Annotated in this window: 15 protein-coding genes; 10 read left to right on the top strand and 5 right to left on the bottom strand. The window is 62.2% G+C overall.

What is annotated here, in order from left to right:
* Positions 1-34 precede the first annotated feature (34 nt).
* Positions 35-496, bottom strand: coding sequence for an azurin (gene azu / locus VGE08_RS15550; RefSeq protein ID WP_331068823.1), 462 nt, complete (start codon positions 494-496; stop codon positions 35-37).
* Between the two features lie 166 nt (positions 497-662).
* Here azu and VGE08_RS15545 point away from each other — a divergent pair, with 166 nt between their 5' ends.
* The 3 genes from VGE08_RS15545 to VGE08_RS15535 all read left to right on the top strand — a co-directional run bounded on the left by VGE08_RS15545 (position 663) and on the right by VGE08_RS15535 (position 7,739).
* On the top strand, positions 663-2,426 hold the full coding sequence (locus tag VGE08_RS15545) for an autotransporter assembly complex family protein (protein WP_331068822.1): 1,764 nt from the start codon (positions 663-665) through the stop codon (positions 2,424-2,426).
* A 16-nt stretch (positions 2,427-2,442) separates the two neighbouring features.
* On the top strand, positions 2,443-6,225 hold the full coding sequence (locus tag VGE08_RS15540) for a translocation/assembly module TamB domain-containing protein (RefSeq protein ID WP_331068971.1): 3,783 nt from the start codon (positions 2,443-2,445) through the stop codon (positions 6,223-6,225).
* A 134-nt stretch (positions 6,226-6,359) separates the two neighbouring features.
* Complete coding sequence (locus VGE08_RS15535) at positions 6,360-7,739, top strand: FAD-containing oxidoreductase (RefSeq protein WP_331068821.1); 1,380 nt, start codon at positions 6,360-6,362, stop codon at positions 7,737-7,739.
* A gap of 371 nt (positions 7,740-8,110) precedes the next feature.
* Here VGE08_RS15535 and VGE08_RS15530 read toward each other — a convergent pair whose 3' ends face one another.
* Complete coding sequence (locus VGE08_RS15530) at positions 8,111-8,353, bottom strand: hypothetical protein (RefSeq protein WP_331068820.1); 243 nt, start codon at positions 8,351-8,353, stop codon at positions 8,111-8,113.
* Positions 8,354-8,546: 193 nt separating this feature from the next.
* Between VGE08_RS15530 and VGE08_RS15525 the strand changes: the two genes are divergently transcribed.
* Positions 8,547-9,035, top strand: a complete 489-nt coding sequence (locus VGE08_RS15525; RefSeq protein WP_331068819.1) for an SRPBCC family protein — start codon at positions 8,547-8,549, stop codon at positions 9,033-9,035.
* A 13-nt stretch (positions 9,036-9,048) separates the two neighbouring features.
* Entirely contained in the window at positions 9,049-9,387 is a 339-nt protein-coding gene (locus VGE08_RS15520; protein ID WP_331068818.1) for a metalloregulator ArsR/SmtB family transcription factor, read from the top strand.
* A 44-nt stretch (positions 9,388-9,431) separates the two neighbouring features.
* Here VGE08_RS15520 and VGE08_RS15515 read toward each other — a convergent pair whose 3' ends face one another.
* Positions 9,432-10,298, bottom strand: a complete 867-nt coding sequence (locus tag VGE08_RS15515; protein WP_331068817.1) for an SDR family oxidoreductase — start codon at positions 10,296-10,298, stop codon at positions 9,432-9,434.
* Between the two features lie 222 nt (positions 10,299-10,520).
* Between VGE08_RS15515 and VGE08_RS15510 the strand changes: the two genes are divergently transcribed.
* The 3 genes from VGE08_RS15510 (at position 10,521) to VGE08_RS15500 (ending at position 13,314) form a co-directional block, all read left to right on the top strand.
* A complete protein-coding gene (locus tag VGE08_RS15510) occupies positions 10,521-11,243 on the top strand; it encodes a DUF899 family protein (RefSeq protein ID WP_331068816.1) in 723 nt (240 codons plus the stop codon).
* A 195-nt stretch (positions 11,244-11,438) separates the two neighbouring features.
* Entirely contained in the window at positions 11,439-12,410 is a 972-nt protein-coding gene (locus VGE08_RS15505) for a D-glycerate dehydrogenase (RefSeq protein WP_331068815.1), read from the top strand.
* A 97-nt stretch (positions 12,411-12,507) separates the two neighbouring features.
* Positions 12,508-13,314, top strand: coding sequence for a hypothetical protein (locus VGE08_RS15500; protein ID WP_331068814.1), 807 nt, complete (start codon positions 12,508-12,510; stop codon positions 13,312-13,314).
* A 4-nt stretch (positions 13,315-13,318) separates the two neighbouring features.
* On the opposite strand, the gene VGE08_RS15495 is transcribed toward VGE08_RS15500, so the two are convergent.
* Complete coding sequence (locus VGE08_RS15495) at positions 13,319-17,119, bottom strand: glycoside hydrolase 43 family protein (RefSeq protein ID WP_331068813.1); 3,801 nt, start codon at positions 17,117-17,119, stop codon at positions 13,319-13,321.
* 64 nt (positions 17,120-17,183) lie between these two features.
* Positions 17,184-20,258, bottom strand: a complete 3,075-nt coding sequence (locus VGE08_RS15490; protein WP_331068812.1) for a TonB-dependent receptor domain-containing protein — start codon at positions 20,256-20,258, stop codon at positions 17,184-17,186.
* Positions 20,259-20,606: 348 nt separating this feature from the next.
* Here VGE08_RS15490 and VGE08_RS15485 point away from each other — a divergent pair, with 348 nt between their 5' ends.
* Positions 20,607-22,061 carry a Gfo/Idh/MocA family oxidoreductase gene (locus VGE08_RS15485; RefSeq protein WP_331068811.1) on the top strand — a complete coding sequence of 485 codons (1,455 nt, stop codon included), beginning with the start codon at positions 20,607-20,609 and terminating at the stop codon, positions 22,059-22,061.
* A gap of 87 nt (positions 22,062-22,148) precedes the next feature.
* Positions 22,149-22,979 (top strand): class I SAM-dependent methyltransferase, encoded by an 831-nt coding sequence (locus tag VGE08_RS15480; protein WP_331068810.1) that lies wholly within the window; start codon positions 22,149-22,151, stop codon positions 22,977-22,979.
* The last annotated feature ends 402 nt before the right edge of the window (positions 22,980-23,381 follow it).

The raw sequence follows: 23,381 nt of genomic DNA, 5'->3' as shown, positions 1-23,381 counted from the left end.
GCACCGAGCTCGGTGACCAATCCCTGAGCGGGCTTCAGCCGAAGGTCAGCTTGCCCTTCATCACCGACCAGTGGCCGGGGAAGGAACAGAAGAACGTATAGTCGCCGCCCTTCTTCAGCGCCGAGGTCGAGAAGGTCACGCTGGTGCTTTCACCGCCGCCGATGATCTTGGTGTGCGCAATCACGCGCTTGTCGTCCTTCGGCACATAGTCGTTCGCCAGGCCCGCGGACGTGCCGGCGGTCGCGACCGCCTGGAACACGGCAGTCTCGGTCAGCACCCAGTTATGTCCCATGGCGGCAGCGGGCAGCTTGCCGGTATGCGTGAGTGTCAACTTGACTTCGGTGCAGTCGGCGGCAACCTCCAGCGACTGCTTGTCGTACTGCATGGCGTCGTTGCCAGCGATGGTCAGCTCACAGGTCTTGGCATAGGTGAGCGGCGCGAACACGCTCAGTGCGCCGAGCAGAACGGTGGAGGCGAGAATTCTGGAGATTGTCATCGGTTTACCTGCTGGGAAGGTTAAGATTCGCGAACACTGATTGTCCGGCGCCGCCGGCCGGCTTTCAAGTTCTTGCGTGCCTTCCACGTAGTGCTTTGTGGAACATCGCAGGCGGTAAAACGTCCCTACTCAATGAAATTCGAGCCCAACCTCGGCTACCCGGCCCATGACTTTTCTTGAGTGGATGCCCCAACGCCCCGGGTTGCGCTCGCTGCTGGCGCTCGCAGCCTGCCTGTCTTGTGCCGCAACCGCGTTTGCCGACCGGGTCGCGGTCACCATCAACGGTCTCGAGGAAGCGATGCTCGAATCGGCACGCGCCAATCTCGAGCTCAAGCACTATGAGGAGCGCGACGTGTCGCCGGCCCAGACGCAGCGGCTGTTCGATCGCGGCAAGGAGCAGATCGCGCGTTCGCTCGAGCCCTTCGGCTATTACAACCCGACCATCGAAGGCCGGCTGGAGCGGCCGGAGCCGGGCAAATTTCACGCGATCTTCGCTGTCCAGCGCGGCGATCCGGTCATCGTTCGGCAAGCGCGCATCGAGGTGAGCCCGGACGCCGCCGAGCTGGCGCCCGTCAAGCTGGCGCTGGAGAAATTCGAGCCCAAACATGGCGCGCGGCTCGATCATGGCGCCTACGAGCGCAGCAAGCAGCTGATCGCCACCGCGCTGGCCAATGACGGTTACCTCAGCGCGCAACCCATACGGCACAAAGTATCGGTCGTGCGCAGCGCCAACACCGCCGATATCGATCTGGCGTTCGATGCGGGGCCGCGCTATCGCCTCGGCGAGCTGCGCTTCTCCAAGTCGCAGTTCCCCGACTCGTTCCTGCAGCAGTACAAGCTCTGGGAGGACGACGAATACTATTCCGCGGACAAGCTGCTCTCGCTGCAGCAGTCGCTGGTGGACGCGGATTATTTCACTTCCGTGGGAGTGGCTCCCGATCTCGAACACGCGACCGACGGTGTCGTGCCGATCGACGTGATGCTGATTCCCGCCAAGCGCACCGTGTACACCGCCAATCTGTACTTCAGCACCGACTCCGGTCCGGGCATCAAGCTCGGTGCACAGCGGCGCTGGCTCAACAAGCGCGGTCACAAGCTCGGCGGCGAGATCGAGTACTCGTCGCGCCTGCAGGAAATCAGCACCACGTATCAGATTCCCAAGCCGGGGCCACGCAATCGCAACTACACCATCGGTGCCGGCTATCGCGACGAGGAGACCGATACCAGCAGGTCGCGCATGGCGCGCCTTGCTGCCAATGAAGTCACCGAACGCTGGAAGGGCTTCACACGCACGTTGGGATTGCAATATTTGAACGGCGATTTCGAGATTGCCGACCAGCGAGGCTCGACCAGCTTGCTGTATGCCGACGGCCTGCTGACGCGCAAGAAGGCCGATGATGCCTATTTCCCCGCGGCGGGCTACTCATTGTTGTATGGGTTGCGCTTCGCGTTCGAATCCTTGTTGTCCGACACCAGCTTTACGCAGGTGCGCGCGGAGGGAAAGTGGTTGCGCAAGGTCGGTGAGGATGGACGATTCATCGCTCGCGCTGCGCTTGGTGCCATGGTGGTAGACAACTTCGATGCATTGCCGCCGGAGCTGCGCTTTTTCGCGGGCGGCGATCGATCGGTGCGTGGGTTCGACTATCAGCAGATTGGCGAGGTGAACTCCACCGGTGGCGTCATCGGTGGCGAATACCTGGTGGTGGGCAGCGGTGAGTATGAGCACTACTTTCTGGACAACTGGGGTGCCGCGGTGTTCGTCGATGCCGGCGATGCCTTCAAGTCCAGCTTCAACGCCAACGTGGGCACGGGCATCGGCCTGCGGTGGAAATCGCCGATTGGACTGGTGCGCGTAGATATTGCGCGACCGGTGGTTACGGAACTGGATAAGTCGTGGCGCGTGCATCTGGTGATCGGGCCCGATCTGTGAGTTGCATGTGATCGATATGAAGGGTGCGGTCAAAAAAACGTTGCTCTGGACTGGCGCGGCGATCGGGTTGCTGATCGTCGTGCTGGTCGGCGCCATCCTCTGGGTGCTCAACACGCAGTCGGGGACTCGTTTTGCCGCCGCGCGTGCCAGCGCCGTGCTGGGCGAGAAGCTTGCGATCGGTTCCATCGACGGCTCGATCGCCGGCCCTCTGCGCATCACCAATTTGCGTTACTACGATCCGGCCGCGGGCATCGATGCAAATGTCGCCAGCCTGGAGCTCGATCTGGTGCTCGGCGATCTGTGGCGCTGGCTGGTCCATGTGAAGCGTCTGGAGATCAGCGGCATCGACGTTCTGCAGCTGCAGCCGACCGAGCCGCCAGCGCCTGAAGAACCTTCCAAGCCGTTCTCGCTGAAGCCGCCGATCGATATTGCTGTCGATTCCTTTCTCGCGCGCGACGTGAAGGTACGCAATCCCGAGACCACTGTTGTCGCAATCACGCGGGCCCAGTTTGTGGGACAGTGGACCCAGGAAGCCCTGGCGGTGGAAACATTGGACGTGCGATCGCCGCAGGGGTTCGTGAAATTCGGCGGTCGTGTCGCGCAGGGCAATACCTACGTCGGCAAAGGCACTGGGCAGTTTCGATGGACCGCTGGGGAACGGACCGTGGCCGGCACGCTGGTGCTTTCGGGAAACGATACCGATGCATTCCTCGCGGTGGATCTCTCCGCTCCGTTGGATGCGCAGTTGAATGCGAAGATGGCGCAGTCGAGCGATCGCAACTGGCAACTGCAGCTCGACGTGCCACCCTTCGATCCGCGCGAAGAGCTGATGCCTGACTCGAGCTTCCATAGCCTGGCCGCCTCGTTGCGCGGCGAGGGGACGTTGAATCAGGGCGTCGTCGGCGGGCGGTTGACCATCAACGACGAGCCGTTGGTACTGGATTCGGTGCGTTTCACTCGCTCCGAAGAGCGGCTCACGCTGGAAAGTCTGTTGCACATCGGCCAGAGCGCCGGCGAAGTCGTTGCAAATGCCGACATTCAGTTTGCGGAAGACTCGTGGATCAGCAAGGTCGGCGCGCGCTGGCGCGATGTGGTGGTGCCGTCCGCGTGGGTGGGACAGGAATTGTTCACTCATGGCCAGCTGGATTTCGACGGCAATCCGCAGCTGTACAACGCGCAGGGCCAACTCACGCTCGGACCGCAGAAGCAGCAGGCTGAGATTGCTCTGCAGGTGCGCGGCACTCCCGAGCTCGTTGATTTGCAGCAGTTCGACATCGTTCAGAAGCAGGGACGACTGGCCGCCAGTGGCAAGGTGAACTTGAAGCCGGAGCTGGGCTGGGACGTCAACGCGCGCGGCCAGAACTTCGATCCGGGCGCGTTCGCGGTCGAATGGCCCGGCAGCTTACGCTTTCAGCTCGCCACGCAAGGCAAGATGACCGAGCAGGGGCCGGATGCCGCTTTGAAGCTCACCGAGCTGCGCGGCCGTTTGCGAGGGCGTCCGATTTCCGGTGACGCCGATATGACTTTGAAGCCGCCTTACTTGCCCGCGGGCACGTTGGCCTTGAGCTCCGGCCAGAGCAAGTTGCGCGTGCGGGCGGCGGAGAGCGACCAGATCGATGCGAACATATCGGTCGACGTAGCATCCTTGAATGATTGGCTGCCGGATTCTGGCGGCGAACTGACGGCGAACTTTCGCGTGCTCGGCAAGTGGCCCGACGTCGACATCAACGGCAACGCACGCGGCCGCGATCTGCACATGGAGGAGATGCGGCTCGGTGAGCTGAATCTCGAAGCCGATGTGAAGAAGCCGCTCGAGCCGGATGGATCTGTGAGGTTGACCATGGCGGGTATTGCGGCCGCCGGCTTCGAATTCGACACGCTGCAAGCCAGTGCTTCCGGCAATGCCGCCGAACATCGCGCCGAGCTGAGCACCACGGGACAGCCGCTGCAATTTTCGATCGCGATGCAGGGCGGCCAACAGGAGGACGGCTGGTCTGGCAGCGTGCAACGTCTCGTCCTCGATGTGCAGAACGCTGCGCGTCTCAGCTTGCGAGAGCCGGTCAACATCGTCATGAAGCAGCAGGCTGTCGATGTTTCGCGAGCGTGCTTCGTGGATCGTGATATCGAGCTTTGCATGCAGGGCGCGTTGCAGCCCGACGGCTCCATGCAGGGCAACTATTCGCTGGCGAATGTGCCGCTGGCGTTGGCGAACTCGCTGTCGAGCGAGGAGCTGCCGCTGCGATTCAAGGGACTGATCGGCGGTCAGGGCGACATTCGTCGTGACGGGGAGGGGAATCTCTTCGGCAATGCTTCGATTCAATCCGAGTCAGGCAGCATGTCGCGGGTTCTGGCGCTGGCCGAGGGCGATGAGCCGGAGGAAGAAGAAACCTTGCTGTCTTATCGAGACTTCCGGATCGAGGCGAACCTGTCCGGCCAGGATGCGCGTGCGTCGATCAGCGCGGGGCTGCAGGAGAACGGTTCGATTCAGGGCGAGGGTGAAGTGCGTGGACTCAATCAGCCCGACGCGCAAATCAATGGGCGGTTGAATGCGAGTTTGCCGGATCTGTCGCCGTTCGGGGTGTTTGCTCCGCAGATCGCAAATCTTAAAGGCCGCTTGGATGTCCAAGGCAGCGTCACGGGTTCGTTGCAGGAGCCGGCGATCACTGGCCAGGTAACCGCGGCGGAGTTGGCGGCGGATATTCCGGCGATCGGCCTGAGATTGAAGAACGGCCGCCTGGACGTCCGGCCGAGCTCGCCGGAGGAGTTTCAGATTTCCGGTGGTGTCGATTCCGGAGAGGGCACGATCAAGTTTGCGGGTACCGCCACGGCCAGTGGCGTCATCAACATGCAGCTCGATGGCGATCGGTTCCTCGCGGCGGATATTCCTGGCGCGAAGGTCGTGATCACGCCGGATCTGGACCTGGTGCGCAACGAGGAGCGCATGACCTTGTCGGGCAAAGTCACGATTCCCGAGGCGGATGTGAATTTGCAGAAGCTGCCGAAAGGTGGCGATCAGGCGCAGGCGGCGTCGCCCGACGTCGTCATCGTAGATGCGGAAGCGCAGGATGAGGCGGCGGAGCAGGCGATTCCGCTGTACGCGAATATCACGGTGTCGCTGGGCGACGAGGTCAATCTCACCGGATTTGGATTGGTGGCCAAGGTTGCGGGCAATCTCGATGTGCGCGAGCGGCCGGGGACGGAAACGGTCGGGTCTGGCGATATCAATGTCACCGGGACATACAAAGCTTACGGCCAGGATCTCACGATTCAGCAGGGCCAGCTGCTGTATGCGTCGACGCCGCTGGACAATCCGAGATTGCGGATCGAAGCGACGCGCACGGTGGATGAAGTGACCGCCGGGTTGAGGATTCGAGGCAGCGCGCAGAGTCCGGAGCTCACGGTGTTTTCAGATCCGCCGATGGGACAGGCGAATGCGCTTTCATACATCGTGGCGGGCAAGCCGTTGGATGACATCGGTTCGGGTGAAGGCGAGGGCGACGCCGTGCAGGCGGCGACGCGCTCGCTGGGGGCTGCGGCGGGTGGTTTGCTTGCCAAGAATGTGGGCCGCCGGCTGGGGGCGGATGAGTTGGCGGTCAAGGATGACGCGATGTTGGGTGGGGCGGCGTTGACGGTGGGACAGTATCTGTCGCCGCGTGTGTATTTGAGTTATGGCGTCGGGTTGTTCGAGCCTGGCGAGGTCATCACTCTACGATACAAACTCTCCCGGGATCTCTCGGTTCAGGCGCAGCGTGGGCCTGTAGATACTCGGGCGGGGATTGAGTATCGGACTCAGCGGTAGGCGGTTAAGAGGCGGGCTTCGGATCCAAGCTGCCGGGAGGAGATACCCAGCCCTGTCACTGCTGACACGTCGGTGGTGACGTTAGGGGTGACGGGCTGGTGTTGGACGGGCTGGTGTTGATTGAGGACGCAGCCATGACACAAAGGTTCGACGCGATCGTCATCGGTGCCGGCCAGGCCGGGCCTTCTCTGACGGGCCGGCTGGTCAATGCTGGCATGAAGGTGGCGCTGATCGAACGCAAGCTGTTTGGCGGCACGTGCGTCAACACCGGCTGCATGCCTACGAAAACGATGGTGGCCAGCGCCTATGCAGCACATCTCGCCTGGCGAGCGGCGGACTATGGCGTTGTTACAAATGGATCGGTCGGCATCGATATGAAGCGCGTGCAGGCGAGAGCGGAGAAGGTGACGCTCGATGCACGTGCGGGGCTGGAGAAGTGGCTGAGGTCGATGCAGGGGTGCACTGTCATCGACGGCCAGGCGAGCTTCGAAGGTCCGAATACGATTCGAGTGGGCGAGCAAGTGCTCACCGCGCCGCGCATATTCATCAACGTCGGCGGGCGCGCCAACGTCCCGAACATGCCGGGCGTCAAGGTCGTGCCGTTCCTGACCAACACCACGATGCTGCAAGTCGACTTCGTGCCCAAGCATCTGGTCGTCGTGGGTGGAAGCTATATCGGCCTGGAGTTCGCGCAGATGTTCCGACGCTTCGGTGCGCGCGTTACCATCATCGAGCAGAGCGAGCGGCTGATCGGCCGTGAAGACGAAGATGTGTCGCTCGCGATTGCATCGATCCTGGAAAACGAAGGGATCGAGCTGCGTACTCATGCCGAATGCATTCGTCTTGCACCGCATGCTGAAGGCGTCGAAGCTCATGTGAGCTGCACACAAGGGGCGCCAGCTGTGGTTGGTAGTCACGTGCTGCTGGCGGTGGGGCGTGTGCCGAATACGCAAGATCTTGGTCTGGATCGCGCCGGCATCGAGATGAACGAGCGCGGCTATATAAAGGTAGACGATCATCTGCAGACCAACGTCCCCGGCGTATTCGCGCTTGGCGACTGCAACGGTCGCGGCGCATTCACTCACACGGCATATAACGATTTCGAGATCGTCGCGGCGAACCTGCTCGACGGAGAGGATCGTCGCGTCAGCGAGCGCATCACCGCCTACGCGCTCTACATCGATCCGCCGTTGGGCCGCGTCGGCATGACGGAAGCGCAAGCGCGAGCGAGCGGCACAAAGCTCCTGATCGGCACGCGGCCGATGACCAGAGTGGGACGGGCCGTCGAGAAGGGCGAGACGCAGGGATTCATGAAGATCATCGCCGACGCTCAGTCCAAGCGCATTCTCGGCGGATCGATCCTGGGAGTGGGCGGCGACGAAGCCATTCACGGCATCATCGACATCATGAATGCCGATGTGCCCTACACGAAATTGCAGCAGGCCGTGCCCATCCACCCGACCGTTTCCGAGCTGATTCCCACAGTGCTCGGCGACATGCAGCCGGCTCCATAGTTACTATTCACCAGTCACTTCTGCTGTAAACGGTAGCGGCTTCAGGTCCGGATCGATCCAGGCGCGCCGCGCCATCACGGAAAACAGGTGGGCGCGAACTATAGGCGTGCCCCTTGCACCGGTCAAATGCGCGCCGGTCAAATGGCCGCCGCGACGCTTGATTCGAATGGGCTATTCGCAATATTCGTCAACGAATCCTTACAAATTCGTAATGAACGGATTCGTGATATGCGCCGCGGTGAAGGCGAATGCATGCGGGGGGAATGTACCGCCAGCTCGGCAAGCCGGCGCTGGCGGCACAGGAAACATTCGCGGTGCGGTCGGCCGTGGCCCACCGCGCCGGAATGTCACAATCTGCTACTGCCAGCCGATCACTTGGCCTTGCGAGCAGCCTTCTTCTTGGACGAGCGCAGCGACAGGCCGAGCTTGTGGATGCGCTGGCGGACGGCCGCCTCGGTGCGATCCAGCTGTTTCGCGATGGCGCGGGCCGGCGTCTGCTGCTTGATCAGCGCCTTCATTTCGCGGTCATTCTGGCTCGTCCAACGGACGCGGGAAGTCGCCTTGGAGCTCTTCTTCTTGGCGGGAGTCTTGGATCGTTTTGCTTTAGTTGCCATGGTTAGTCCTCTGGGTAACGCCGCTTGAATCCGCGGCCGTAGTGACAAGTTCCGCGGTGGTGAACTCATCTGGCAATTGTTTGCACCGATACTTAAGTATCGGCTTGACAATTGCCGGCCGGCTGATGAAACTTAAGTCGCTTCTTAACTTTGGATGGAATCTGAATTACAGGTCATGCGAGGGGGGCGGATTATGAGCGAGCCGGCAGCAGTTCACAGCACATTTGTCATCGAACGTACTTATCCGGCCAGTCCGGAGCGGATATTCGCGGCATTCGCCGACCCCGTGAAGAAACGTCGCTGGTTCGCCGAAGGCGAAACGTTCGAAGTCGACCGGTTCGAAATGGACTTCAGGGTGGGCGGAATCGAGCGCGCTCGCTTTCGTTTCAAAACCGGAACTCCGATCGAACCAGGGACGCCGTGTGCCAACGATACTTACTACCTGGATATCGTACCAAATCATCGCATCGTAGTTGCATATAACATGTCGGTGGCCGAGCAACGTATCTCGGCCTCGCTGGGTACTACCGAAATATTTCCTGCAGGGCAAGCATCTAAAGTGATTTATACGGAGCAAGCGGCGTTTTTCGAGGGCGCCGACGGTCCCGCGGTGCGCGAATCGGGCTGGCAGCAGTTGTTGAATCGGCTCGCGGACGAATTGAATCGGGCGTCCCACCGGTAAAAACGGATTGGGAATGTCGCTGCGCAAGCCAAAAGTGGATGTGTCGAGGGTGTTTCATGCGCTCGCCGATGCAACGCGGCGTGAAATATTGGATCGGGTCAGCAAGGGGCCGGTCTCGGTGTCGATGCTGGCCGAGCCCCTGCAGGTGTCGCTGGCCGCGGTCGTTCAGCATCTGCAGGTGCTGGAGGACAGCGGTTTGATTGATACGGAAAAGGTCGGCCGGGTGCGCACCTGCCGTATCGAACCAGCGGGGCTGGCGGCCGCGGAACAATGGATTCACGACCGGCGTGCGCTATGGGAACGCCGCCTCGACCGGCTCGGCGACGTGCTCGCCGAAACCGATGATGAATGAATGTGCTATCCCATTGGGGGCCTGCCCCAATTGGGGCGTGAGCGTCACAACAGCGGCTTGCCACCGGTAACCGCGACGGTCGCGCCGGAAACATAGCTGGCTTCGTCGCTGGCCAGCATCACGTACACAGGCGCCAGCTCGCAGGGCTGGGCCGGACGTTTCATCGGGACCTGCGCTCCGAAGTTCTGCACTTTGTCCTCGGGCATCGAGGCCGGGATCAGCGGTGTCCAGACCGGCCCGGGTGCGACAGTATTGGCGCGGATGCCTTGCTCGGCCAGCAACTGCGCCAGCCCGGCCGTGAAATTCTGGATGGCGCCCTTGGTGGTGGCGTAGGCGAGCAGCGAAGGATTGGGAATATCGGCGTTGATCGAGGCGGTGTTGATGATGCTGGCACCCGGTTTCATATGTGGCAGCGCGGCCTTGGTGATGTAGAACATCGCCGAAAGATTGGTCGCCAGGGTCTTGTCCCATTCTTCGTCGGGAATCTTCTCCAGCTCATCGAAGGTCATCTGGTGAGCGGCGTTGTTGACCAGAATGTCGACCCGCCCGAGCGCTGCCACCGACTTCTTCACCAGTTCGCGGCAGTGCGCCGCCGAGGAAATGTCGCCGGCGACCAATAGACATTTGCGGCCGGCCGACTCGACCAGGCGCTGGGTTTCCTTCGCGTCTTCATGTTCATTGAGATAACTGACGACCACGTCGGCGCCCTCGCGGGCGAACGCAAGCGCGACCGCACGGCCGATGCCGGAATCGGCGCCCGTGATCAGCGCCTTCTTGTCCGTCAGACGATTCGCACCTTTGTAACTGTCCTCGCCGTAATCCGGTTGCGGCTGCATGGCCTTGCTCGAACCGGGTAACGATTGCGACTGCTTGGGGAAGGGTGGTTTGGGAAATTCTTTCCGTGGGGTCATCGATCTCTCCTGGCGCCTGCTCGAAATGGAACATCGACCCGGAACAAGCAGACCGCCGTCCGCAAAGTTCCGCGCTGTCATGCCCGCCCGGTGCGTGGAAAGTTCTCGGCGAGGTGTCGATTCGAGCCGGCCAGGCACGTCCTTGATGCATGAACAACGGCGGAGGCTCGGCACCGGGATAGTCTCGGGCGTCGATCCCGGCCCTTTGCGAGGAGACGTGACATGGCTGAAACGCAGACTTCGGCTCCGCCCCTGGTGCCGGCCAAGGAACTGGCAACCCGGGGCAAGATCAACTTTCCAAACGAAAGCGTGGAGTACCGGCGCGCGCGCATTGAATTGCTCGCAGAAGAAATCGAGCTGCGCCGTCACATCGAACGGGTCGCCGAGATGCGGCGCGCTTTGCCGCCGGGTGGGGAGGTCAAGAAGCGATACCGGTTTCAGGGCGAGCGCGGCCCGGTGAGCTTCGCCGAATTGTTCGGCGATAAGCAGACGCTGCTGGTCTATAGCTATATGTTCGGTCCGCAGCGCACGCGGCCATGCCCGATGTGCACCTCGTTGCTGAGCGCCTGGGACGGGGAAGCGCAGGACATCGAGCAGAACATCGCGCTGGCGGTTGTGGCGCAGTCCCCGATCGAGAAGCTGGTGGCGTTCAAGAACGAGCGAGGCTGGCGCAACCTGAAGTTGTATGCGGATACCGACCGCGACTACAGCAACGACTACCTGGCGAACACGCCGGAGTTCGAGGACAGTGCGGCCGTAAATGTGTTCACTCGGCGTGACGGCGTGATCCGCCATTTCTGGGCGGGAGAGATGGGCTTCGAACACGCCGATCCCGGCCAGGATCCCCGCGGCGCGCCCGATCTCATGCCGATCTGGACCGTGCTGGATTGCACTCCGGAAGGGCGCCGGCCCGATTGGTACCCCAGCCTCGAGTATTCTGGCTGAGCGGACCGGCATCGATAGGCGAGTGGCGCTCGATGCGCCGCTCGCCAGCAGAACGAACTGACTCCATCGAGCGACGGCCCGCGCAAGGGCGCCGCTTTCGCGCCATCTGATATATTCGCGACAAAGTTCGCTGCCGAGGAAGGATTTGCGTGTCGATTGCGCCGTCCTTGCCCGATCATGACCATGGAAGTCAGTATGTCTCGACCCACGTTGCTCATCACGCGTCGCTTACCCGCCTCGGTGCTGGAGCGGCTGCGCGCGCGCTATGAAGTGACCGTCAATCCCGACGATCGGCCGCTCGGCCGGGAAGCGCTGTTGATGGCGCTGCGAACCTATGACGCATTGTCGCCCACCATCACCGACAAACTGGATGCGGCGCTGCTGCTCAACTCGGGACTGAAGACACGCATCATCGCGAACTTCGGCGCCGGCTACGAGCACATCGACCTGGAGGCCGCCAGGAGTGCCAATCTGGTTGTGACCAACACGCCTGATGCGTTGACGGACGCGACGGCGGAGCTGACCCTTCTGTTGATCCTGATGACGAGCCGACGTGCGGGCGAAGGCGAGCGCCTGGTGCGTGCCGGGAAGTGGAGCGGCTGGGCGCCGACGCAGTTGCTGGGCACGGACGTCAAGGGCAAGACCTTGGGGCTGATCGGCTTCGGCCGCATCGCCAAGGAAGCTGCGCGACGGGCGCGTCTCGCGCTGGGCATGCACATTGCCTACCATTCACGAAGCCGCGCCAGCGCAGAGGAAGAGAGTGCGTTGAGCGCCGAGCATCATGCAACGCTGGACAGTCTGCTTGCCGTCTCCGATGTGGTCTCCCTGCATTGCCCCGGCGGCGCGGCCACGCATCACATGATCAATGCGCAGACGCTTGCGCGCATGAAGCCGAGCGCCATTCTGATCAACACCGCGCGCGGTAGCATAGTGGACGAGGAAGCCCTGGCCACGGCGCTGGCACAACGACAGATCGCGGCGGCCGGCCTGGACGTCTACGAACGTGAGCCTGTGGTTTCGCTCGCGCTGCGTGAATTGGAGAACGTTGTCCTGCTGCCGCATCTGGGGAGCGCGACGCTGGCGGCACGTACTGCGATGGGCATGCAGATGGCGGATAATCTGGACAGCTTTTTCTCGGGCAGGACGCCGCCGAATCGTGTGGCCTAGAAGGTAGTGGTTGGCGGTTAGCGGTTAGCTGTTAGTCCGAAGGCAGGCTAAATTCCCGCTAATCTAGACAACCGCTAACCGCTAACCACTAACCACTATGGTTTCGCCAAGCGCCGCTGATCTGATCGAACGCGCGATTCACGCCAGGCTCTCTGTCTGGGGGCGCCATCCGCTGGTCTTGGGCGTGTGCGGCAGCCAGGGCAGCGGCAAGAGCACGGTGTGCAAGACCCTGACCACGCGATTGACTCAGTCGGGCCTGAAGGTCGCCAATCTGTCGCTCGACGATTTGTATCTACCCCTCGCCCAGCGCGTGACGTTGGCGAAGCACGTGCATCCACTGCTGAAAACGCGCGGCGTGCCGGGTACGCATGACATCAAGCTCGGTGTTCACACCTTACATGCGTTGGCGCATGGCGGGCGTGTGCCTTTGCCGCGCTTCGACAAGGCGGTCGACGACCGTCGCCCCCAAGAAGAGTGGGATTCGATCGAGGGGCCAGCACAGGTGGTGCTGTTCGAGGGCTGGTGCGTCGGCGCTCGCCCGCAGACGCTCGATGCGCTGGATCGGCCCGTGAATGCGCTGGAAGCCAATGAAGACCTGGATGGCCGGTGGCGTAGATATGTGAACGACGCATTGGGCGGTGAGTACCAGCGCCTGTTCGGGAAGATCGATTTCCTGGTGTTGCTTGCGGCGCCGTCGTTCGACGTGGTGTTGAAGTGGCGCACTCAGCAGGAACACGAGTTGCGTGCGCAAACCGCGGGTGACACTTCAGGCGTGATGTCGGACGCTGCGTTGGTGCGCTTCATTCAGCACTACGAGCGGCTGACCCGCCACATCCTGATCGACATGCCGGGCAGGGCCGATTTGGTGATCCGCCTCGGGCCGGATCGCAGCGTCGTGAGCTGAACCGTCACGGCAACGGCCGCAATCCTTCCGCACGCACGCGCCAACCTTCCTTCGGGAAACCGGGAAGATGCGACAGCTCGCCGTCCCAACCCGCCGCCATCAAACCCACGGCGAGCAGCAATCCGCCGTTGGATGGAAAGTAGGTCTCGGCAAGCCGCCGATAGCCGGCGTCCGTTCCTGCTTGCGCGGCGGCGGTTGGCACGAGATCGGCGGCATGCTCGTTGAGATGTACGCGCGGCGTCATGCCACTGACGCCGAATTGAAGGTTCCTCGACGCGTGCAGCAGGAAGTCCACGGCCTCGTCTGGCTCGTGCAGGCGCGCAGCCGTCATTGCCAGTAACGGAAAGTCCCAGCCCCAGGTCTGGCGCAAATCCCAGTGCGATTCCACGGCGCGCAACGTTCGCCGCATGGTTTCGCGATCCACGCTCGCGCCAGGTAGTAGCCCAAGCGCACCGAGGAACGAGGGATGGTCGCGATTCCAGCATTCGTTGGCAGTCTTGCCATTGGAGCATTCCGGACTGCGAGCCTGGTCCCACTGCTGAGGAAAGGACTCGACAGCGAGATACAACCCGTCCCGTTGCGGCAGTTGAGAAAGTTTCTGCAGTATGCGATCCCACTCGGGCTTGCGCGGCAACTTCAGGCGTTCGCGCCACTTCTGCGCTGTCTCCAGGCCAAAGCGAAAATATTCCAGCTCGAAAGTCGGATTGAACGTGGTCAGGGGCGGAAATACTTCTTGCGCCGGAATCAGCGGCGGGCCGAGTACATAGCGATCGCGAGCTTCATCATGGTGAGCGTAAGAAGCGAGCAGCTCCGCGGTTTCGAACACCAGCTCTTGATACTGCGCGAGCGTGACCGGGTTGGGGCGGTCGCGATAGATCAGCTCGGCAAGAAAGATCGGATGGGGTTGCTGCCACATCAGGAACGGCGTGATCGTGCTCGGACTCTCGCGGCCTTCCGGTCCGACCATCTTCGGCCACCAGGCGCCGCTCAGGCCATGAGAAGCAGCCCGCGCGTTGGCCTGGGGCAGATGTTGTTGATACCAAGGCATGCTGCGTTCAAGCAGCTCGGTGCGACCCCAGGCAGCGAAGTGCGCGGCATGCCAGGGATGCATTTCGAGATGGAACTTGCCATTCCAACTGTTGGAGAACAGTCCTTCTTCCTGCGGCGGTAAGGCGCCTGCCGCGTTGATTGCCATCAGATACTGAGAGAGCACCACCCGACGTTCGAGCTCGTTGGCGCGCGGATCGGTGCTGCCGGAGAAATCCACCACGCCGCCATTGTTCCAGTGAGCGTCCCACTGCGTCTCGACGAGTGCGCGCGTCGTCGCAGCCGACGGCAGGGATTGCTGATGGCGTTCTTGAGAGAACAGCACGCTGAAGGTGAAGCGGCCATCGCTGTCTTGCGGCTGCACGCGAATCGTATGAGGGCCGACGGATTCGAAGCTCACGTCCTCATCGCTCGCAGCCTCGACGAAGTAGCGCGTGTCGTCGAGGCGTCGCTCCAGGGACAATTGCCGTGCCGTCCTTGTCAGCACCCGAGTCGTGTGACGCTCGGGGTGCTGCCAGTCCGCAGGATTGGGATTCAACTGCGCGGAGACGCCCGGAAATTTCAGGTCGAGCCCGAGCCGCGATCGTTCCAGCGCGGGTGCATTGACTCGCACCAGCAGCAGGTCGAGGCGGGGATGCACGCTGGTTTCGATCTCCACTGGCTGCCCTTCGAACTGGAAGTGGCTATGCAAGGTGCCGCTCCACAAGTCCAATGTCTGCCGCGTCTGCTTCAGATCGTCGAACCGTGCCGGCTTGCCATCGCTTGACAACAGATGCAGCGAGACGCGGCCCAGAGAGAAGCGATGCGGGTTCTCGCGCAGCCATTGAATCTCGGGGCGCTTGGCCTCGGACCAATCGCGCAGCCAGGGAAACAGTTGTTCCTTGCCGCGCACGTTCACGGGCACGAGGCTGTCTTCGTACTTGAACTGCCGGGGATTCGGAAAACTGTGCCAGGCCCACTGCGCCTGCGTGAGCAGCGGTGTCAGCGGCGAATACTGTTCCTCAAATGTCTGCAGCCCGGTGATGTCGGCGGTGAACGCGAAGTTGCCATTGCCGACCATCAGGGGCGCCGACGGATCGACGCGCGTGAGGGTCGGATTGTGGCGTTTGATCAGCGCTTGCCGGTCGATGCGGGTGTCTTCGACGCGCAGCCAATCGAAGTCGACGAACCCTCCGCCCTGGTCGTTCGAGCTGAAAGTGAACAATGCGGGCCGGGCGCCTTTCCACCAGCTGAACATCAGCTTGGCGCGGGTGCCAAAGGGCTGGAACGTCTTGCCTTCGTCGAGGCTGTAAGAATAGCGAGCGAGCTCGTCTTCGACGTTGACGCGCAGGAGCAGCGACTCCGCAGCGATGGGGTCGCCCAATGTGTCCTTACCTGCATATGAAAAGGTGAGCCGCCGCTTGCCGGACTGCTGCGTCAACCCGATCCAGCTGGGGCGTTTGCCGAACATGGCCAGCCCGGCCTTCTGACCATCGCGCATGTCCTTGACGAGGATGCGCGTCGTGATCTGCGACGAGCGGCCGTGCAGCACTTGAGTCAGTGTGTTCTTGGTGCTGACGAAATTGGGCGCGCCCAGCGCTTTCAGCCGCAAATGGCCGCGGCGCTCGCTCAAGCTCCAATGCGTGTCCGCGGGATTGTGATTCCATTCCCATTGCACGCCGAGCGTGGCGCTGTCGAATTCATCCGACGTTTGCAACGACACGGGGTCCGGTTTGCCGCCCACATCGGGTACCGGATGCGACAGCACCGGCTGACCATTCGGTGCGCCCGGCAGCAATTCACCCATCACGGGCCAGCCGTCCTCCCAACGCACCGGCTGCATGTGAACGATGCGCCCGTACGCGCCGGTACTGTTGAAATGCAGAAACCAGCCTTCCCCTGAAGGCGTCTCGACGTAACCGCCCTGGTGAGGCGCTTGCACATGAGTCGTGCCTTTCGAGAGCACGGTGCGCACATCATAAGGACCGTAGATGTCGCGCGAACGGAGCACCGCCTGCGGTCCTTCGCCGACGCCGCCATAAGGCGCGAAGATGTAATAGTAGCCGTCGCGCTTGAGCAGCTTGGGTCCTTCGAGAATGGGCAAACGCTCCTTGTCTTCGACGATCACCTTGCCGCCATCCAACACCGTGGCGCCGTCCGCGCTCATCTTGCGGAGGATCAACGGGCCGGCCCCGACACGTGAATGAATCAGATAGGCGTTACCATCGTCGTCCCAGAGCGGGCAGGGATCTTCCAGGTTGGGCTCGTCGATCACTTTGACCGGCGCGCTCCAAGGTCCTTCGGCGCGCGCTGCGCTGGCCATGAACACGCCTTCGGTAGGCGTGGCGAAGTACACATAGAAGCGGCCGTTGTGATGACGAATTGCGGGCGCCCATACGCCGGCGGCATAACGGTGGCCCATCCTGGTATTGAAAGGAATGCGTTCGGTACTGTCGTCGAATTCCACCGGACCGGACAGGTCGTAGCTGGGATGGAAGTCGAGCCGCGACAGCACGTGCCCGATCAGGGTCCAGTGCACCAGGTCCTTGGACTTCAGCACCGGTAGCCCCGGAGAGAAGTGAAACGTCGACGCCACCATGTAGTAGCTGTCGTCGACCCGAATCACATCCGGGTCGGAATAGTCCGAATGCAGGACCGGATTGCGATAGACGGCGGGAGAGTCGGCGGCGCTCGTCAGGGGGATGACGAGCGCCGCAGCCAGCCACACCGCACCCGCCAGGGCCGGTGTGCCAGTGCGAACGAACGCAAACGGCTTCATCGATACATCATTCCCTGTGGCGGCGTGACGTCATGGGAGTGACCGTCACGCCGCCACCTTTCGATCACAGCGTGCGGACGGTCAAGCCTATGAACATGGTGCGGCCATTGTAGTCATAGGTCGCAGGCCAGGTGTTGGCGCGGACCTGTGAGCTGCCGACCACCGGCGGGTCGTCGTCGAGCAGGTTGTTCATGCCGCCAAAGACTTCCACCGAGCGGCCGACGTCGAACGAGAACGAGAAGTCCAGATAGTTCTGCGCATCCAGCTTGGGATTCACCAGGTCGGCATAGGCCGGCGGCGTGGCGCCTGCGCGCAGCGGCAGCAGGTAACGGTCGACGGTCACATCGTCGATGTACCGATGCCGCAGGCTCAGGCTCAACGGCCCGCTGGTCCAGGTGAAGCGAGTCACGCCCTTGAGCTCGGGAATGGGCTCGCCGCAAGTGGTGCCGTAGGCGCCGACGCAGCGGTTTTTCACATTGGGGAACGCCTGCACCGGCGTCAGTGTGAATTCGTCGGTGTGCGTCCACGCCGTGCTGATATCGAGCGAGCTGCCATTGCCGAACAAGCCCCAGCCGAAGTCGAAGCCGTAGCGCGCCTGCAGATCGATGCCGGATGTTTCCAGTCCACCGGTGTTCGCCTGCCGGATCTCGGCATAGTAGGGAATGCTGATCTCGCCGGTCACCGGGTTGCGATTGATGGCTCGACAGAACTCGCTGTTGATGTCCTGGATGATGTTGTAGCAGAGGTTCAGCGTGTTGTTCAGGCCGCCGCCGAGCTGCGCGATGGCGCCATCGAGCGAGATGTCGAAGTAGTCCAGCGTGATTGCCAGTCTCGGCAACGCGCGCGGCGTGATCACCACACCGAAAGTGCGGGTGTCGGACTCTTCTTCCCCGACGTTCGGATTGCCGCCGAACAACGCGGGAATGATCGTATTCGACTGCACGCCGCTGCCGAACACGTTGGCCGCGGGGACTCCGCTGGCAATACACAAGTCACGAACGGTTTGGGTTTGACCCGAGATGGGCTGCCGGTCCGAACAAGGATCGGTCGCCGGTTCGACGCTCTGTCGCAGGCCGCCGTACAGATCCGCGACATTCGGTGCACGAATGGCGCGCTGGAATTGACCGCGGAACGCGATGTCCTCGTTCATGCGCCAGTCGAGACCATAGAGATAGGTCCAGACGTCGCCCACGCCCTCCAGATCGTAGTCGGAACGACGGAACGCGGCATTGGCGGTGAGGTTGTCGACGAAGGGCAGATTGGCGAGCAGCGGAATGCGCAGCTCACCAAAGATCTCTTTCGCCGTCACATCGCCTGCGGTCGGCAAGCCCGGATTGAAGCCGACCACGTCGCCGGAGCGCAGGAACTCATCAGGCACGAATTCCGACGAGGCGTAGCGCCACTCCACACCGAGCGAGACACCCACCGCGCCGGCGGGCATGTCGAACAACTGGCCTGACAATGTCGCGGCCGCGACTTGCAGCTCCGCTTCGGTCACGTTGGTCGCGCCGATGGAAATGGCGTCCACCGCGGCGTCGGACAGGTTGGCGCCGAAGATGTTCGCAATGGGGGCTGCTCCATTGTTCGACAGCAGCGCGGACGCGAAGCGGCTGCGCGAAACGTTGCCTGACTGCCGGCTCGTTTCTTCGGTGCGCGCAAACGTGTAGTAAACATCGTAAGCGAGACCGCGCAGGAAGCTGTCGGAAACATCGCCGATGTCGCCACGCATGCCCAAGGCCATGCGCCAGACGTTGCGATCGGAAACGTTCTCGCGCAAGCCCACTTCGACCAGGCGGCGGCCGACGTTGAGCACGGCGAAGCCGTCGTTCGGATTGTTGATGCGGGAGCTGGAGCCCGTGGTGATGGTGGTCGGCCCGGTCTCGGCCAGGTCGAGTTGTCGCAGCAACTCCTGCATCGGCGGCGCGAGATACGGGTTGTCTACGTCGAGCAGGAACGGGCCACCGATATTGGTCGGCGCCAGCTGCTGGTCGACGCGATTGTTGCTGAAGTGGAACTCGACGTAACCGGTGGCTTTTTCGGTGAAGTCGTAATGACTGAAGGCGTTCACCATCCAGCGTTCCTGCGGCACCTGCAGATAGTTGTCCGGGCCGAGATTGAAATCGTCTTGCGGCTGGAGTGCCGGACGGACCGTGGTGCCGGCGTCGTCGAATGTGAAGCCACGCGGCCCCATGCCGGCGAGTCCGGCCGCGGTCAGAGCGGCGTCGATACCGGCATTGGACGTTGGCGAGCCGAACAGCGGCACGCCGGTGAAGCGGCCGTTGGGAATGTCGCCGCTGCCGCCCGCGATCAAGCCGGGTACGCCGCCGGCCTGGCGGCAAGTCGAATTGTTCGGCACGCTGACTGGTACACCGGCGCGCCTGCGGCTGAAGGAGTCAGGCGTGACGTAGCCATCGGACAGCGAGTCGAATGCCCATTCGCCGCGTTCGCCGCGAGTGATGGCGCCGCGATTGAGGTAGTTCACCGATACCACCGCGTTACCGCGGCCTTCAGCGAAATTGCCGCCGATGGTGAGATCGATGTTGTACGTCGGCGTGGTGGTCGGGCTGTCGTAGCTGGTTTGCGCCGTTGCTTCGACACCTTCGAAGTCATCGCGCATGATGAAGTTGACCACGCCCGTGATCGCGTCCGACCCATACACTGCCGAAGAACCGCCGGTGACGATTTCAGTCCGCTCGATCAGCGCGGTGGGAATGGTGTTCAGGTCGGTGACCTGTTCCGGGCCGTAGATGGCGAAGCGCCGGCCATTCACCAGTACCAGGTTGCGCGAAGGGCCGAAGCCGCGAAGGTTCACATCCGCGGTGCCGCCGGGGACGGTGTTTGCCGAGGCGCCGCCGTTGGTGGAGGCGACGAACTGAGGCGCATCGCTGAGGATCTTCTCGATGTTCGGCGCGCCCGACAGCTTTATATCTTCAACGCCTATGACGCTGACCGGCGTCGACGTATCGATGCCCGTGCGCGCGATTCTCGAACCCGTGACCAATATTTCTTCCACTTCGGCGCCCGTTTGCGCGGCTCGAGTGTCTTGCGCCAACGCCTGCATGCCGAACGTGGAACCCGCGAATACCGCGCCAAGGCCGAGCGCCACCGCTCGCCGGCAAGGTTGATGTCTCCTGACCATTCATAACCCCCTAAGAAGAACAAATTTGTATCCAGCGCCCCGCCTGCGGCGTGAGCGGATTTGAATCGTTTTGATACTTACCGGCTGTCACCGGCCTTGGTTTTGGCTCCCCCTGGCTGATATCGGTACCATTTTGTTGCCGTCATGACCGACAATGAGCGAGAATTATCATAGTTGATCGAAGTTGGCTAGAGGCGCCGCGACCGAAGCGTGCGCCTGTCGCGCTGGCAACGCTCGACAAACGTGATCGACTGAAGCAGAGGTGTGCTTCCGGGTCAGCTCGTTCCGCAGGCGGCGCGACAGTCGCGCCAGCCGTGACAAGACGCTTGTTTTACAGGGGGTTCATGCATGACAGATCAAGATCCTTCCGGCCTCGATCGACGCTCGCTGCTGAAATCGGCGGGAGTCATGGCGCTGGGACTCGCCAGCACGGCGTATGCAGCCGTGCCCCGGAAGCGGTACGCGGTGGTGGGAGTGGGCTCCCGCGCACGCATGTTTACGGACGCCATCACGGGCAAATTTCGCGACGCCAACGAAGTAGTTGCCGTTAGCGATACCAATGCTGGTCGGGCGGCGCTGGCGGTGAAGACCATTGCGGCCACGGGCGCGAGCAAGCCAAAGGCTTATCGGGCGTCGGACTTCGATCGCATGATTCGCGAAACCAAGCCGAACACAGTCATCGTCACTTCACCGGACGCCACTCACGATGACTACATCGTGCGGGCGTTGGACGCGGGTTGCGATGTCATTACGGAAAAGCCGATGACCACTACAGCCGAGAAGGCGCAGCGCATTCTCGATGCCTGCAAGCGCAACGGTCGACACGTGCGGGTGACGTTCAACTATCGGTACTCGCCGCCACGCACTCAGATCAAGGAGATGCTGATGAACGGCGACATCGGCGAAGTGCTCTCGGTGGATTTCAACTGGTTGCTGAACACGGTGCACGGCGCGGACTACTTCCGCCGCTGGCACAGCAACAAAGCGATCTCCGGCGGGCTGATGGTTCACAAGGCCACGCATCACTTCGACCTGGTGAATTGGTGGCTGGGAGCGCAGCCGGAGTCCGTGGTGGCGGTGGGCGAGCGCCAGTTCTATACGCCCGCCATGGCCAAACGCATGGGCTTGAAGGGTCATCACCAGCGCTGCCGGACCTGCCCGGAGCAAAGCGCCTGCACCTTCTATTTCGACCTTGCCGCCGATGCGGGCCTGAAGGCGCTGTACCTGGACAACGAGCAGCACGACGGCTACTTCCGGGATCAATGCGTGTGGCGTCCGGAGATCAGCATCGAAGACACCATGAACGTCGTGGTTCGCTACGACACCGGCACGACGCTGAGCTATTCGCTCAATGCGTTCAATTCCTGGGAGGGGTATCACATCGCGTTCAACGGCACCAAGGGCCGCATCGAGCATTCCGTGGTCGAGCAGGCTGGTGTGGCGGGCGCGGACGAGACACAAGGCAAGATCAAGGAGGATGGTGTCACCACGCGAATCATTCCGTTGCGAGGCACGCCGCGTGACATCGAGCCCTGGACGGGAACCGGCGGTCACGGCGGCGGTGACGATGTGATGTTGAACGAGATATTTGGCGATGCGCCGACGGACAAATACAGGCGCGTGTCGGACGAGCGCGGCGGTGCCTATTCGATTCTGGTCGGTGTCGCCGCGAATGAGTCCTTCGAGACCGGAAAGTCGGTTCGCATCGATGAGCTGGTTACCGGGCTGACGCCGCCAGAGCGCGCGCCCATGCCGAGCCGCACGGCGTCGCTGCCCATGCCCATGCGAGTAAAGATGCCGTAAACAACAGGGGTTCGGCGCTCGCGTGTAACGCGAGCGCCGCGGCAGCCGGCTCGGTATCATCGCGAGCATGACGCGATCGATCGAACGATGACGCCCGGGCCACTACTCACATCGAAGGTGCACGAGCAACTGCTGCGAGCGTTGCGAGCGGGTGCGGTCGAAGTCACATGCTCACTGGATCTCGACCGTACCGCCACCACTGTGGCGGTCGAAGAATCGGGCTGGACCTGGCAGGGCCAACGCTATCCCTATCTGGAAAAGTGCAAGGAACGCACGATCTACTATTGGAACGATGGCGAGTTCTCGCCGGTGTCTCGCTACAGCTCGTCCCTGATCAAGCTGGTGCCCACCGAGTGGGGGCCACCGACCTTCGAGATCGACGGCATCAAGATGCTGGTCAGTGAGAAGGTGTCGCCGTACCAGGATGCCGAGAGCAAAGTGGCATTGATCGAACCGCGCGGGAAGGTGGTGCTCGATACCTGCGGCGGGTTGGGGTACTTCGCGGTGTGGTGTCTGGCGGCAGGCGCGGCGCGGATCGTTTCGTTCGAGAAGAACCCCGATGTGATCTGGCTGCGGACCTTGAATCCCTGGTCGCCGCAAACAGGCGGCGCGCTGTCACTCACTCCAGGGGATGTCGCCGAGAAGATCATCGAAATACCGGACGCCTCGGTCGATGCCGTGCTTCACGATCCGCCGCGCTTCGGCATTGCTGGTGAGCTGTACTCGCAAACGTTCTACGATCACCTGGCGCGCGTGCTGAAGCGCGGCGGGCGAATGTTTCATTACACCGGTGCGCCGAACAAGCTCACCACCGGCCGTGACGTACCCAACGAGGTTGCCAGCCGCCTGAAACGCAGCGGCTTCAGAACGAAGCTGCAGGGCGACGGTGTGCTGGCGATCAAGACCGGCAGCCGGTGAGGCAGGACTACTTGCCGCGCTTTCGCAGACGCGCCGACCGCACGCCCCGGAGGCACCTCCGAGCCGCGCGCTGACAGTCCCGGGCAGTACGGCTGCAGGAACGCGTGGCTGGCTGTGGTAGTCGAAAGCCAGAAGGGTGGTTTCGCGGATGGCTCGACAAATCTGCTGCGCGCAGGCGCTGGCCGCCCTGACTGGGCTGCGTAGTCCTGCGCCAGGGCCGCTGATTATAAGAGCTTATAGACTGCATTAGTTTTCGTGAAGAAATCGTTGCGCTGCTCGTGAGACCATGGCGTGGCCCGGGTAAGGCTAGGCCGACTGGGCTCCCGGGCGCCGCGGCCGACGAAATTGGACGCATTTCACGGTCGTGGCGGTTTTGTCGGGGTCCTGGCCGCTTTCGCCTGC

Source organism: Steroidobacter sp., assembly GCF_036406195.1.
In the GTDB taxonomy this organism is placed as follows: domain Bacteria; phylum Pseudomonadota; class Gammaproteobacteria; order Steroidobacterales; family Steroidobacteraceae; genus Steroidobacter.
Note: the sequence above shows the minus strand (reverse complement) of the source record. Positions and strands in the feature narration are given on the sequence as shown.